This is a genomic window from Pseudoduganella sp. jia 12 (assembly GCF_055502675.1).
Genome location: NZ_JBUXKP010000006.1, coordinates 322,132 through 336,303 on the forward strand (window position 1 = coordinate 322,132; position 14,172 = coordinate 336,303).

Annotated in this window: 10 protein-coding genes; 4 read left to right on the plus strand and 6 right to left on the minus strand. The window is 64.2% G+C overall.

Going from position 1 to position 14,172, the window contains the following annotated elements:
• Window positions 1-28: 28 nt before the first annotated feature.
• The 3 genes from ACY65G_RS15770 to ACY65G_RS15780 all read right to left on the minus strand — a co-directional run bounded on the left by ACY65G_RS15770 (window position 29) and on the right by ACY65G_RS15780 (window position 5,268).
• Window positions 29-2,941 carry a PAS domain-containing hybrid sensor histidine kinase/response regulator gene (locus ACY65G_RS15770; protein WP_464998261.1) on the minus strand — a complete coding sequence of 971 codons (2,913 nt, stop codon included), beginning with the start codon at window positions 2,939-2,941 and terminating at the stop codon, window positions 29-31.
• A gap of 291 nt (window positions 2,942-3,232) precedes the next feature.
• A complete protein-coding gene (locus tag ACY65G_RS15775; protein WP_464998381.1) occupies window positions 3,233-4,903 on the minus strand; it encodes a cation acetate symporter in 1,671 nt (556 codons plus the stop codon).
• A gap of 5 nt (window positions 4,904-4,908) precedes the next feature.
• Entirely contained in the window at window positions 4,909-5,268 is a 360-nt protein-coding gene (locus ACY65G_RS15780; protein WP_464998262.1) for a DUF485 domain-containing protein, read from the minus strand.
• A gap of 230 nt (window positions 5,269-5,498) precedes the next feature.
• Here ACY65G_RS15780 and ACY65G_RS15785 point away from each other — a divergent pair, with 230 nt between their 5' ends.
• From ACY65G_RS15785 to ACY65G_RS15800, 4 genes are all read left to right on the plus strand, one after another.
• A complete protein-coding gene (locus ACY65G_RS15785; RefSeq protein WP_464998263.1) occupies window positions 5,499-6,734 on the plus strand; it encodes a TerD family protein in 1,236 nt (411 codons plus the stop codon).
• A gap of 406 nt (window positions 6,735-7,140) precedes the next feature.
• A complete protein-coding gene (gene guaD / locus ACY65G_RS15790) occupies window positions 7,141-8,571 on the plus strand; it encodes a guanine deaminase (protein WP_464998382.1) in 1,431 nt (476 codons plus the stop codon).
• 430 nt (window positions 8,572-9,001) lie between these two features.
• Entirely contained in the window at window positions 9,002-10,357 is a 1,356-nt protein-coding gene (locus ACY65G_RS15795) for a uracil-xanthine permease family protein (RefSeq protein ID WP_464998264.1), read from the plus strand.
• A gap of 121 nt (window positions 10,358-10,478) precedes the next feature.
• Window positions 10,479-11,855: an 8-oxoguanine deaminase gene (locus tag ACY65G_RS15800; RefSeq protein WP_464998265.1), complete on the plus strand. Its 1,377-nt coding sequence runs from the start codon at window positions 10,479-10,481 to the stop codon at window positions 11,853-11,855.
• A 232-nt stretch (window positions 11,856-12,087) separates the two neighbouring features.
• Here the strand turns inward: ACY65G_RS15800 and ACY65G_RS15805 are convergent, their stop codons facing one another.
• The 3 genes from ACY65G_RS15805 to ACY65G_RS15815 all read right to left on the minus strand — a co-directional run bounded on the left by ACY65G_RS15805 (window position 12,088) and on the right by ACY65G_RS15815 (window position 14,038).
• Complete coding sequence (locus tag ACY65G_RS15805; protein WP_464998266.1) at window positions 12,088-12,792, minus strand: GntR family transcriptional regulator; 705 nt, start codon at window positions 12,790-12,792, stop codon at window positions 12,088-12,090.
• 154 nt (window positions 12,793-12,946) lie between these two features.
• Window positions 12,947-13,426 (minus strand): DUF3016 domain-containing protein, encoded by a 480-nt coding sequence (locus tag ACY65G_RS15810; protein WP_464998267.1) that lies wholly within the window; start codon window positions 13,424-13,426, stop codon window positions 12,947-12,949.
• A 249-nt stretch (window positions 13,427-13,675) separates the two neighbouring features.
• Window positions 13,676-14,038, minus strand: coding sequence for a YbaN family protein (locus ACY65G_RS15815; RefSeq protein WP_464998268.1), 363 nt, complete (start codon window positions 14,036-14,038; stop codon window positions 13,676-13,678).
• Window positions 14,039-14,172 lie beyond the last annotated feature (134 nt).

The following is a 14,172-nucleotide window of genomic DNA, read 5'->3' on the forward strand; positions in this document are numbered from 1 at the left end:
CACGGGCAGGTGCTTGCCCGATCCCGAGTCAGGCGCCCACGGACGCTCTCCCGCCCAGGCTGGATAACAGGCCGGCCAGCTTCATGCTGTCGACCGGCTTGGCGAAGTAATGGTCGAAACCCGCGTCCAGCGCGGCCGCGCGGTCCTGTTCCTGCCCGTACCCGGTGATGGCGATCAGGATCGAGCGGGCCGTTTCGGGCTGCTGCCGAAGCCGGCGCGCCAGCTCGTTGCCATCCATGTCGGGCAAGCCGATGTCGAGCAGGCACACATCCGGGCTGTCGGTCCGGGCGCGTTCGATCGCGCTTCGCGGATGATATTCGATGGCGACCCGGTGGCCCAGCTCCTCGATGAACATGCCCAGCATCTGCGCCGCATCGGCATTGTCGTCGACCACCATCACCTTGAGCATGGTGCCGCGCACGGACGGGGCCATCCGGCGATCGTCGTGGGGCGCGGTGGCGGCAACCGCATCGAACCGGGGCAGGCAGATCACGAACCGGCTGCCCTGGCCCATGCCGTCGCTGTCCACCGCGATGTGCCCGCCATGCAGCTCCACCAGGCTTTTCACGAGCGCGAGCCCGATCCCCAGGCCGCCTTGCGAGCGGTCGGACATGCGGTCCGCCTGCGTAAACAGGTCGAAGATCGTTGCCTGGAGTGCCGGCGCAATGCCGATGCCGTTGTCGGCGACGGCAATCCGGACCTCGCCGCCGTCTACCGCCGTGCCGAGCACGATGTCGCCGCCTTCCGGCGTGTACTTCGCGGCATTGTTGAGGAGGTTCGCCACGACCTGCACGAGCCTCTTGATATCGCCGTTGACGAATGCCGTTTCCGACGACATCCGGACGGCCAGCCGGTGGCGGCGCGACTCGATCAGCGGGCGCACCTGCTCGATGGCATCGGCCACGATCACGGTCGCATCGACCAGCGTCCTGTCGAGCTGCACCAGGCCGCGCGTGACGCGCGACACATCCAGCAAATCGTCCACCAGGCCCGTCATGTGCCTGACCTGGCGCGTGATGATGCCGCTGGTTTTCCTGATCAGCGATTCGTCGACCCGGCCCAGCGTGAGCAGGTCGGCCGCGGCGGCGATGGGGGCCAGCGGGTTGCGCAGCTCGTGGGCCAGCATGGCCAGGAACTCATCCTTGCGGCGGTCCGCCTGGCGCAGCGCGTCCTCTGCCCGGATACGGTCGCTGATATCCATCTGCGCCACCACCGAGCCGACGATATTGCCGATGGCATCCTTGACCGGTGCGCCGGTAATCAGCACGGTCCTGCGCACAGGGGGAATGTCGAACGATTCGATGGCAATGATGTCGCGCGGGTTTTCCTCGCCGGCGAGAATGCGGGCGGTGGTCCATTCGCGTGGCCCCAGGCGCAGGCCATGCCGTTCCGAATGATCCGCCCACCAGCCTTTCCATTCCGCGAACTCCGCGATGCTCGTCGACCCGGGGGAATGGGTGCCCCATAACTGCCTGTGGGCGGCGTTGGTCAGCAGGATCTCGCCGTTCGTATCGCTCAACACGATACCCACGGGGGCGGCCTGCAGCAGCGCGTTCAGCTTCTGCCGTTCGGATTCCGCCTGCTGCGCGGCTTCGATCGCGGCCTGCTCGCTGCGGCGCAGCGTTTCCGTCATGCGTTTTTGTCCGGTGATGTCCTTGAAGAGGACCGCTACCTTGGGGCCATCCTCCTCGTCGATGCGCGACGCAAACACATCGAACCAGCGGTTCAGCGCCCTGGCTTCATTCTCGAAGCGCACCGTTTCGCCCGTCGTCGCTACCCGGCCGTAGATATCGAACCAGTGGGCTTCATGCGCCGGCGCCAGTTCGCGCATCGATTTGCCGACCGCATCGGCCAGGCCGGTCTGGGTGCGGAAACTTGGATTGAGGTCACAGAAGCGGTAGTCATAAGCCCGCCCATCCCGGTCGAACAGCACTTCGATGATGCAAAAACCTTCGTCGATCGACTCGAACAGCGAGCGATAGCGTGTTTCGCTTTTCCTGAGCGCGGCCTCGGCAAGCTTGCGGTCATCGACATCCGTTGAGGTGCCGAACCACAGGTCGATCTCGCCCGATTGCGGGTTCCGGAACGGTTCGGCGCGCACCAGGAACCAGCGGTATTCGCCAGAAGCAGCACGTATCCGATGCTCGACGCTGAAACTGTGCCCGCCGTGCCGGGCACGTGCCCACGCATCCATGGTGAGCGCGTGATCGTCCGGGTGCACGAAGCTGCCGGAGACTTCCTCGGGCGTCATGCCGTCGAGCGCAACGCCGGTATAGGTCGTCCACTGCTTGTTGAAATACACGCCCCGGCCGGCCGCATCGATGATCCACACGATCTGCGGAATGGCGTCGGCCATGGTGCGAAAGCGCAGTTCGCTCGCACGCAGCTTTTCTTCCGTGCCGCGTTGCGCTTCGGTCCGGGCCGCGACGCGTTGCTCGAGTTCGTCGTTGGCCTCGCGCAGGCGCCGGTTCGCGATCTCGATCTCGAGCGCCTGCTCATCGATGGTCGACGCCATGTGGGCACTGCGGTCCCTGGCCCTGGCAAACTCGGTCACATCCTCCACCCGGTGGATGATGTGGCTGACATTGCCTTGCGCATCGAATACGGGGGTGTTGACCGGGCTCCAGTGGCGTTCCTCGAAATACACACCGTCCGGACCGGCAATCCGGATGTCGTATTTCTGGATGGCCATCGTATCGGCGCATTTGTTTCGCAACACGCGCAGCAGCGAAGCCCGCAGGTTCTGCACACCGCTGGCCGCGGGGTCGCCAGGATTGTCGGGAAACACATCGAAGATATGCCGGCCCACGATGTCCCCTGAACGCGTGCTGGTCGCCTGCAGGTACGCCTGGTTGACGAAGACGATCAGGAGATCCGCGTCGAGTACCAGGTAGGGTGACGGCGTGGCGTCGAAGATGGCGCGAAAATCGGGCGCGTGCATGGAGGCTTGGCTTCGTGAGCGTGTGGCAGGAAACTGTCGTTCGGGGACCGCAAGAAGGCCGGCCGGGAGGGCGTGGACATGCAGCGCACGTTCCCGCGACCGTACAGCGCGGCAGGGTTCCACGCTTGCATTCTCGCATGGTGTGGTTGTGCCAGGCGGACGCCTGCATGAGCGGGCGGCTTGGCCCTGTCCGGAATCGCCACCGTTTTCGCGAACAGCACCCATAAAAAACGGCCCGGGCGTTTCCACACCCGGGCCGTTTCAACCAGCCAGCAATACCGGCTCAGGCGATCAGTGAGCGTGCGCTCCCGAAGCGCCGATACCGGTTTCCGAACGCACTTCCTGCGCCTCGAAGCCAGCCTTGTCGATGGCTGCACGCTTGCTCGAATCGGTGATCGAGAACAGCCAGATTCCCACGAAGCCGGCGGTCATCGAGAACAGGGCAGGCGACGTGTACGGGAAGATCGCTTCGGCGTTGTGGAACACATCGACCCACACGGATTTCGACAGCACGGTCAGCGTGACGGCAGTGATCAGGCCCAGGAAGCCGCCGACGGTCGCGCCGCGGGTCGTGCACTTGCTCCACAGCACGGACATGAACAGCACCGGGAAGTTGGCCGAGGCGGCGATGGCGAAGGCCAGCGACACCATGAAGGCCACGTTCTGCTTCTCGAACACGATGCCCAGCAGCACGGCGATCACGCCCAGCACGATCGTCGTGAACTTCGACACGCGCAGTTCGCTGCCCGGGGCCGGCTTGCCCTTCTTGAGCACGGTGGCGTACAGGTCGTGCGACACGGCCGAGGCGCCGGACAAGGTCAGGCCGGCCACCACCGCGAGGATGGTGGCGAAAGCCACGGCCGAGATGAAGCCGAGGAAGATGTCGCCGCCCACGGCATTGGCCAGGTGCACGGCCGCCATGTTGTTACCGCCCAGCAGCGCGCCGGCGGCATCCTTGAAGACCGGATTGGTGCCGACCAGCACGATGGCGCCGAAGCCGATGATGAACACCAGCACATAGAAGTAGCCGATCCACGTGGTGGCCCACAGCACCGACTTGCGCGCTTCCTTGGCGCTCGGCACCGTGAAGAAACGCATCAGGATGTGGGGCAGGCCGGCGGTGCCGAACATCAGCGCCATGCCGAACGAAATGCCGGAGATCGGATCCTTGATGAAGCCGCCCGGGCCCATGATCGCGTCGCCTTTCTCGTGCACTTCCACGGCCTTGCCGAACAGCGCCGACGGGCTGAAGTCATACATCGCCAGCACGGCGAACGCCATGTAGGTGGTGGCGCCGAGCAGCATCACGGCCTTGATGATCTGCACCCAGGTGGTAGCCGTCATGCCGCCGAACAGCACGTACACCATCATCAGCACGCCCACCAGCACCACGGCGATCCAGTAGTCCAGGCCGAACAGCAGCTTGATCAGCTGGCCCGCACCCACCATCTGGGCGATCAGGTAGAACAGCACCACGACCAGCGTGCCGGATGCCGCGAACAGGCGCACCGGCTTCTGGGCGAAGCGGTAGGCCGCCACGTCGGCAAACGTGAAGCGGCCCAGGTTGCGCAGCCGCTCGGCCATCAGGAACGTGAGCACGGGCCAGCCGACGAGGAAGCCGATCGCGTAGATCAGGCCATCGAAGCCGCTGATGAACACGGCGGCGGAAATGCCGAGGAACGATGCGGCGGACATGAAGTCGCCGGCGATCGCCAGGCCGTTCTGGAAGCCGGTAATGCCGCCGCCGGCCGTGTAGAAGTCCGATGCCGAGCGGGTGCGCTTGGCGGCCCACTTGGTGATGAACAGTGTCAGCAGCACGAAGGCCGCGAACATGGAGATCGCGGTCCAGTTGGTGGCCTGCTTGGTGGCTTCGCCCAGGTCGGGTGCGGCCAGCGCGGCACCGGCCACGGTCAGCGAAGCCAGTGCGGCCGCGGCGTGCGGAACAAAGCGGGAAATGTCCATGCGGCTCATGCGCGCACCTCTGCCGTCGTTGCAGTGGCGGCGCCGGTCGAACCCTGGTGGGCGGCGGCGTTGCGGTGGATGGCGTCGGTCAGCGCATCGAATTCGCGGTTGGCGCGGCGCACGTAGATGGCCGTGACCGCCACGGTGAACAGGATCACGAACAAGCCGAGCGGCACGCCGCGCGACATGACGCCGTCGCCGATCTTGGCAGCCATGAATTCCTTGTCGAAGGCGTTCAGCGCGGTGAAGCCGTAGTAGGCGATCATCACCAGCCACGTCAGCATCCAGCCGTAGCGTGAACGTGTCTTCACCAGCTTCTGGTAGTTGGGGTCTTGCTTGACCCGCCGGACCATGTCTTGTTCCATTTTGTCTCCAATAGTTTTATTAAGCGCAGCTTATTCGGATAAGGCGGCTAAGGTTGATCCTAAGTACCCTTGCTTACCATATGCTTACGGAGGGGATAACCGTTGGTAACAGGCTCTTGTTACCGGGCTTTACGCGAACGCGACCCGGGCAAGGCGGGCTTGCTGGCAGTCTGGCCACCGCATGCCTTAACATCACCGGTTCCAACGCCAACCAAACGGAACCGATACCCATGAAAACCATCATCCGCGGCCAGAAGGCCAAGTTGTCCGACCTCGGCCTGGGCTCCGCATTCCAGGTCACCGTCGACTTGCCGGGCAACGGCCTGTCGGTCGACCTGTCGTGCTTCGGCCTCGACGCGGCCGGCAAGCTGGCCGACGACCGCTACATGATCTTCTTCAACCAGCTGGCCAGCCCGGAAGGGGCGATCCGCGTGAACCTGTCCGGCACGCGGGCGCAGTTCCAGCTGAACCTCGATGCGCTGCCGGCCTCGATCGACAAGCTGGTGTTCACCGGCGCCATCGACGGCAACGGCACCATGCGGAGCATCGGCAGCGGCGCCATGACACTGGGCGACGGGGCGACGTTCGCGCTGTCCGGCGCCGACTTCCAGGAAGAAAAGGCCGTCATGCTGGGCGAGCTGTATCGCAAGGATGGCCAGTGGCGTTTCGGTGCCGTGGGCCAGGGCTTCAATGGCGGCCTGTCGGCGCTGCTGGCGCATTTCGGCGGCTCGGAGGCGGCGCCCTCGTCGGCGCCCGCACCAGCCCCGGCCCCGGCGCCGACGCCGGCGGCACCCAAGGTCTCGCTGTCGAAAGTCACGCTGGAAAAGCGCGGCGACAAGGTGTCGCTGGCAAAGGGCGCGGCGCGCCGCGGCTTCGGCCGCATCCGTGTCAACCTGAACTGGAACCGCAACTCGGCCGGGGCGCAGCCGCAGCAGCAGCAGAAGGGCGGCCTGTTCGGCATGTTCGGCGGCGGCGGCAAGTCATCGAACGGCATCGACCTGGACCTGGGCTGCCTGTATGAACTGGCCGACGGCACGGCGGGCGGCGTGCAGGCGCTGGGGGACTCGTGGGGCAGCTTCGACAGCCGCCCGTTCATCAAGCTCGACAGCGACGACCGCACCGGCACGAAGACCGATGGCGAAAACATGTTCATCAACGGCGACCAGTTCGACCAGGTGCGGCGCATCCTCGTCTTCACGTTCATCTACCGGGGCGTGCCGAACTGGGCGGCCACCGACGCCGTCGTCACCATCGAGGTACCGGACAATGCTCCGGTCGAAGTGCGCCTCGACCATGGTGGCGCCGGCGGCATGTGCGCCATCGCGTCCATCGAGAACCACAACGGGCAGCTGCAGGTCACCAAGCTTGTCGACTACATCGTTTCAGACGGCAAGATGAGCAACCATGAGGCAATGGATCGCAAGTATGGTTTCGGCCTGCGCTGGGCACGTGGATCGAAGGACTGACCGGTCGCCAACGTCAATCGCCGCACTTTCCCCTGCGGCGACAGGTGGAAACACACATAAAGATGATATGGCATTGCATATAAGACAACGACCGTCTGCCGGTACATTGTGTCTCCGCAACTGCCGGATTCGTTAACACTCTTCCCGCGCTGCGCACCGGCCACCACGCCGGTGCAACAACAGTACCGATACCGATACCACGTCGATTCGATTCCATGGCTTCCACGAGGCGCCATGCGGGGGCGCCTGCGCGCAATTTCAGGAAGAGGGTGGCAAACCGGCTGGAGGACTTCTGTTCAAGATAACCAGAAGGCGTTACCCAAGCGCCGTATCCCATTCAACATTGGAGACTACATTGAGCAAAGCACGCCTGTCGTACCTGTCCGCCGCCATCGCCGCCATCCTCATGGCCGCATCGCCGGCGCACGCCAGCCAGCAGCAACAGCAGCAGCAACAGCAACAGCAGCAGCAGCAGCAACAGCAGCAGCAGCAGCAGCAAGACCAGCAGCAAGACCAGCAGCAACAGTACGGCACCGTCGCGTACCGCGCTTCCGTGCTGCATTTCACGGGCGATCCTTCGGCCACCCAGCAGTCGCATGAATATTATGAAGACGGCGTGCTGCTGGTCGGCGCCGACGGCAAGGTGAAAGCCGTCGGCCCGGCCGGCACCCTGCTGTCGAACAACCAGAACGTGCAGGTCGTCGACCTGCGCGGCCGCCTGATCGTACCGGGCTTTATCGACAGCCACGTGCACTACCCGCAAACGGAAATGATCGGTTCCTTCGGCGAGCAGCTGCTGGAATGGCTGAACACCTACACGTTCCCGACCGAAAGCCAGTTCGGCGACAAGGATTACGCGCGCGGCGTGGCCAAGGTGTTCGTCAACGAACTCGTGAAGAACGGCACCACCACCGCGCTGGTCATGGCCACCGTGCACCCGGAATCGGTCGACGCGCTGTTCGAGGAAGCGGCCAGGCGCAATATGCGCATCATCGCCGGCAAGGTCATGATGGACCGGAACGCGCCCGATGACCTGCTCGATACGCCCGAGACGTCGTATGCCGATTCGAAAGCGCTGATCAACCGCTGGCACAAGCGCGGCCGCGCGCTGTATGCCGTCACGCCGCGCTTCGCGCCGACATCGACGCCGGAACAGCTGACCATGGCCGGCAAGCTGCTGAAGGAGTACCCGGACGTGTACATGCACACGCACATGTCCGAGAACAAGAGCGAGATCGCCTGGGTGCAGGAACTGTTCCCGGCGTCGAACGGCTACCTGGACGTGTACAACAGCTTCGGCCTGTCGGGCAAGCGCTCCGTGTATGCCCATGGCGTGCACCTGCGCGAGGATGAACTGGCGTCGCTGGCGCGGACCGGTTCGGCCATCGCGTTCTGCCCGACCTCGAACCTGTTCCTGGGCAGCGGCCTGTTCGACCTGCAGGCGGCCGAAAAGCACGGCGTGAAAGTGGGCATGGGGACCGATGTGGGTGCCGGCACCAGCTTCTCGGCGCTGCGCACGATGGGCGAAGCCTACAAGGTGATCCAGTTGCACAAGGCCTTTACCGACGATCCGTCCACGAAGAAGCCGCTGACGGCGCTGAAGTCGTTCTACCTGTCCACGCTGGGCGCGGCCCGGGCACTGGAACTGGACGACAAGATCGGCAGCTTCAAGGCCGGCAACGAGGCCGACTTCGTCGTGCTGAACCCGAACGCGACCGAGTTGCTGAAGTTCCGCTCTGCGCGCGCCACCACGCTGGAAGAAAAGCTGTTCGTGCTGCAAACGCTGGGCGACGACCGCACGGTGGAGCGCACCTACATCATGGGCAAGCGTCAGTAAGAACGCTGGCAAGGGAGTCTGCAGCAGCGCCTGCAACAGCGCGCCGGTGCGGGTACATGGCGCGCAACGCCCGGGAAGGCTTGTGCGCCGCTTTCTTCACGCTCGGCATATCGTGCATCCACCGCATCCCGCGTGAAATTGTATACAAAATATGTTGACAACTTTTTCGCGACTCGGCACCATGGCTTCCCATCAAGAGCTGCCAAAGAGCAGTGCCAAGGCATCCTTGGAGTGGCCGTCCAGGCAGCGCAAACCCGACAAGCCGGTTTTGCCTTGCCGCTGAGGCCGGCGCCCGCACCCGGGCACCGGCACGATGCAGACGCTTCCCACGGGCCCGACTCGAAATACCAGCAGGCGAGACGATCTGCGTGACGAGAATGCCTGAAGCACCCGGAACTAGTAGTTCACAAACAACATCTTGGAGACACAGATGAACAACCTGCTCTACCAGGTGGACGACCGTCCACCGCTGCCCACCACCATCCTGCTGGCCGCCCAGCACATGCTTGCCGCGCTGGGCGGCATCATCGCCGTGCCCCTGGTCATCGGCGCCGTCCTGAAACTGCCGGCCGATCAGATCGTCGCGCTCGTCAACGCCGCGCTGCTGGGTTCCGGCATCGTCACGATGATCCAGTGCAAGGGCGTGGGCCCGATCGGCATCCGCCTGCCCTGCGTGATGGGCACCAGCTTCGCCTTCGTCGGCGCCGCCATCACCATCGGCTTCGAGCATGGGGTGCCCGGCATCCTCGGTTCGTCGCTGGCCGGCTCGGCGATCATGATCGTCGGCAGCTTCTTCATGCCGCAGATCCGCAAGCTGTTCCCGCATACCGTCACCGCCGTCGTCGTCACGATGATCGGCCTGTCGCTGGTGCCCGTCGCGATCGACTGGGCTGCCGGCGGCAAGGGTTCCCCGAACTACGCCGACCCGATCAACCTGGGCATCGCCCTGTTCGTACTGGTCACCGTGATCGGCCTCGTGCAGTTCGGCAAGGGCATCATCTCGGCGGCCGCCGTCGTGATCGGCATGGCCATCGGCTATGTCGTCTGCCTGGCACTCGGCCTGGTCGACTTCGGCTCGGTGGCCAAGGCCACCACGTTCGCGCTGCCGCAACCGCTGCAGTACGGCATGACCTTCCCGCTCAGCGGCATCCTCGCCATGGGCCTGGCCTACATTGTCACGATCGTGGAAACCACCGGCACCTTCATGGCGCTGGGCACGGCCACCAACACGAAAGTGCGTGGCAAGCACCTGTGCCGCGGCGTGCTGTGCGATGGCATCGGTTCCGCTTTTGTCTCCGTGATGGGCAGCCCGGCAGTGTCTACCTTTGCGCAGAACGTCGGCGTGATCTCGCTGACCGGCGTGGCCAGCCGCCACGTGGTGGCGCTGACCGGCGCGTTCCTGCTGCTGGCCGGCCTGTTCCCGGTGCTGGGCGCCGTCGTGGTCACCATTCCCCAGCCTGTGCTGGGCGGTGCCGGCCTGATGATGTTCGCCATGATCCTGGCTGCCGGCGTGCAGATGCTGGCCAGCGTGGAGCACAACAAGCGCAACGGCCTGATCATCGCCGTGTCGCTGGGCTGCGGCCTGGCCGTCAGCGCCCGCCCGGAACTGCTGGCGAAAATGCCGGCGATCGTCAAGGAAATCTTCGGTTCCGGCATCAGCACCGGCGCCATCGTGGCCATGGCCCTGAACCTGATCCTGCCGGGCCGCGAGAGCGAAGTACACGATGACGAGGAAGAAGAAGAAACGCCGCAGCCCCTGCTGGTAAAAAACGTCGAGGCCGCGTAATCTAGCGGCCACCTCAGCCCGCGCGGCGCCATCGGTGCCGCGCGGTTTTTTTTGCGACATTGTTTCCGCAGTGCCTTTAGCATTGTTTCCGCAGTGTCATCATCTTTACGGAGAAAATGACATGACAAGAACCCTGCTGATCAGGAATGCCCGCGTGGTCGTCACGATGGACGACGAGCGGCGCGAGATCGACGACGGCGCCGTTTTCGTGCGCGGCAACGTGATCGAAGCCGTCGGCCCCAGCGCCGACCTGCCGCAGGCGGCGGACGAGGTGATCGACGCCACCGGCCAGCTCGTGATGCCTGGCCTGGTCAATACCCACCACCACATGTACCAGAGCCTGACGCGCGTGATCCCCGCCGCGCAGAACGGCGAGCTGTTCAACTGGCTGACGAACCTGTATCCGATCTGGGCGAATCTCACCGGCGAGATGGTGCACGTGTCCACGCTCACGGCGATGTCGGAACTGATCCTGTCCGGCTGCACCACCAGCAGCGACCACCTGTACATCTACCCGAACGATTGCCGGCTGGAAGACAGCATCGAGGCAGCCTCGCAAATCGGCATGCGCTTCCACGCCGCCCGCGGCGCCATGAGCGTGGGCCAGTCGAAGGGCGGCCTGCCGCCGGACGCCGTGGTCGAAGACGAGGCGGCGATCCTGAAGGATACCCGGCGCCTGATCGAGACCTTCCACGACGCCGGCCGCCATGCGATGCAGCGCATCGTGGTGGCACCGTGCTCGCCGTTCTCCGTGTCGCGCGACCTGATGAAGGAAGCGGCCAGCCTGGCGCGCAGCTACGGCGTATCGCTGCACACGCACCTGGCGGAAAACGCCAACGACATCGCCTACAGCCGCGAAAAATTCAACATGACGCCGGCGCAGTATGCCGAGGATTGCGGCTGGGTGGGCCACGACGTGTGGCACGCGCACTGCGTGCAGCTCGATGACGACGGTGTCTACATGTTCGGCCGCACCGGCACCGGCATCGCGCATTGCCCGTGCTCGAACATGCGCCTGGCTTCCGGCATCGCGCCGATCCGCAAGATGATCGATGCCGGCGTGCCGGTCGGCCTGGGCGTCGACGGCTGCGCGTCGAACGATGCCGGCCACATGCTGGGCGAGGCGCGCCAGGCCATGCTGCTGCAACGCGTGGGCTTCGGCCCGGACGCGATGACGGCGCGCCAGGCGCTGGAAATCGCCACGCTGGGCGGCGCCAGGGTGCTGAACCGCGACGACATCGGCGCCTTGAAGCCGGGCATGTCGGCCGACATCGTCACGTTCCGGCTCGACCAGATCGGCTTCGCCGGCGCGCTGCACGACCCGGTGGCGGCGCTCGTGTTCTGCACGCCGTCGAACGTCACGCACAGCATCATCAACGGCAAGGTCGTGGTGCGCGACGGCCAGCTGCAAACGGTCGACCTGCCCGTGGTGATCGAGCGGCACAATGCGCTGGCCAGCCAGCTGGCGCTGGCGACGGGCACGCGTAAAGTGGCGTAAAGGTCTGGCGCGGGAGCCACTCGATGCAGTTCGCGACGCTGGCGTTCCGGTGTCCGACACCCTTTCCCCTCGGGGAAACGGTGTCGGACACCGGTTTTCGCATGGATGTCGCCAGTTTTCTGAGCGAAGAACCGGGCGGTCCGCCGCAGCGGTCGGACATGCTAACGCTAACGCAAGTGATCACTTCGCCTGACTGGACATCATCGGCACGAAGCGCCGCTTGCCGGCCGGCTTACTTCAACAGCGCCGACACGAGATCCTTCTCGTGGTTGGTACCGCTATCGAAACGCAGCGCCGCTTCCACATGGGACAGGTGGCTGAGCATCACCTGGGCCGCCAGGTCGGCGTCGCCGGAGCGGGCCGCGGCGATGAAATCGGCATGTTCGTTGGCCGAACAAGCCGCATCCCGGTCGGACTGGTACAGCATCGTGATCAGCGAACTGCGCGCCACGAGTTCGTGCAGCATCTCGCGCACCACGTCGTTGCCCACGATTTCAGCGAGCACCACATGGAAGTCGCCGAGCAGCTGGGAGCGCACCTTGTGGTCGCCTTCGAGCGAGCGGCGCTCCGCTTCCAGGTGCTTTTCCAGCTTGCGGTAATCCGCCGCCGTGGCCCTGGCCACGAACTCGCGGGCGAGCGCGCCCTCGATGATGCGCCGCGCGGCAAAGATGTCGCGCGACTCCTTTTCGCTGGGCTGGCTGACGAAGGCACCCTTGTCCGGCACGATCTGGATCAGCTTGTCCTTGGACAGGATCAGCAGGGCGGCACGGATCTTGGTACGGCTCACATGGTAGAGGCGCGACAATGCTTCCTCGCGCAACTTGGTACCAGGGGGGAGCTTGCGCGCTGCGATGGCTGAAGCGATATCGTCGGCAATGTCGTTCGAGCTTGCGCCGCTGCTCTGCTTTTCTTCTGTGGCTGCGGTGGACGCTGACATGGAAATCGGACAGTGAATGATCCGCAATCATACATGCGCGCGCATATATTGGCTATCTCGCAAGTAGTCTAGTCAAATGGCGCCCGGTCTGATGTGCTCCAAACTGCCTGGTCGAGTCCTTTCCATGCCCGGCCGCCAGGCCGGGCAGTGTCCATCAACGCGATTTGCCCAGCAAGTCCTTCCGGAACCAGTCTTCCAGCATCTGCTTTTCGTGGCTGTACTGCTCGTTGTCCCAGCGGTTCGTACTCATCAGGTAATTCGGATCGGCCAGCTTCGGCTCTCCGCTTTTGATCACCTTGCCATCCTGCTCAATGGTGTAGCGGAAATGCATGCGCGGCCAGTCGGCACGGCCCTTCAGTACCCGCACATCCTGGATCGCCACGCGGGGGAACTGGTCCCCTGCCAGGTCGATATCCAGGAATTCCACGTTCAGTTGCTGTCCTTCCGGCAGCTTCTCGGCAAGCCGCTGCAGGTGCTCGCGGAAATGGATCTCCATCGATTCCCGGTCGCTGGAGAAGCGCGGCACGTCGGTCATCTTCTCGGTATCCACATAGGTTACCTTTGCACCGGCTGTGGCTAGGCCGGAGGCGGCAAGCAGCAGGGCAACGCCGGTAATACGAATAAATTTCTTCATGGTAAAAGTCCTTGTCATCGTCTGTACCGAATATACGCCCATTCGACCCGGCGCCGATCGACGCTTAAGTACAGTATGTAACACGATGTGACAGGGTGGGGCAGTGCAGGCATGGACGAGCGAGTCGCCGGATGTGGCTGCGTGCACCGGCTTCGCCGCCGACGCGCATTGCGCGTCGCTGACCATGCAGGAAGACACTATCCCCGACGCGTTCGTGGCGGCTCGCCGTCGCGCCGGCAAGGCTCGTGTTCAGCGCTTCGTCGGCACGAAGCGCAGCAGGAACACGGTCACGCCGAGGCCGATGGCCACGATCAGCGCCATCAGCGCGGGGAGATGGGCCACGCGCGTCAGCGAATAGCTCATCGATCCCCACATGAACAGCAGGATCACGATCTTGCCGCGCAACGGCAGTCCGCGGCCATCTTCCCAGTCGCGCAGGTACTTGCCGAACAGGGGATTGGTGCGCAGCCAGTTGTGCGCACGCACGGAACTACGCGCGAAGCAGGCCGAAGCCAGCAGCAGGAACGGCGTGGTCGGCAGCAGCGGCAGGAAGGCGCCGAGCAGGGCGAGTATCACGGCGATCACGCCAATTACCTTCAGCAGGAATTTCATCGGTCGATTCATCGCGGCATCGTACCACCCAGTATTGAACGGCGATACCGAAGCCGGCTTGTCGAAAAAGCCATGGTCGCATATAATTTCCGCCCTGCATTTTTTATTGCAGAATAAAACAACAATCACCACAT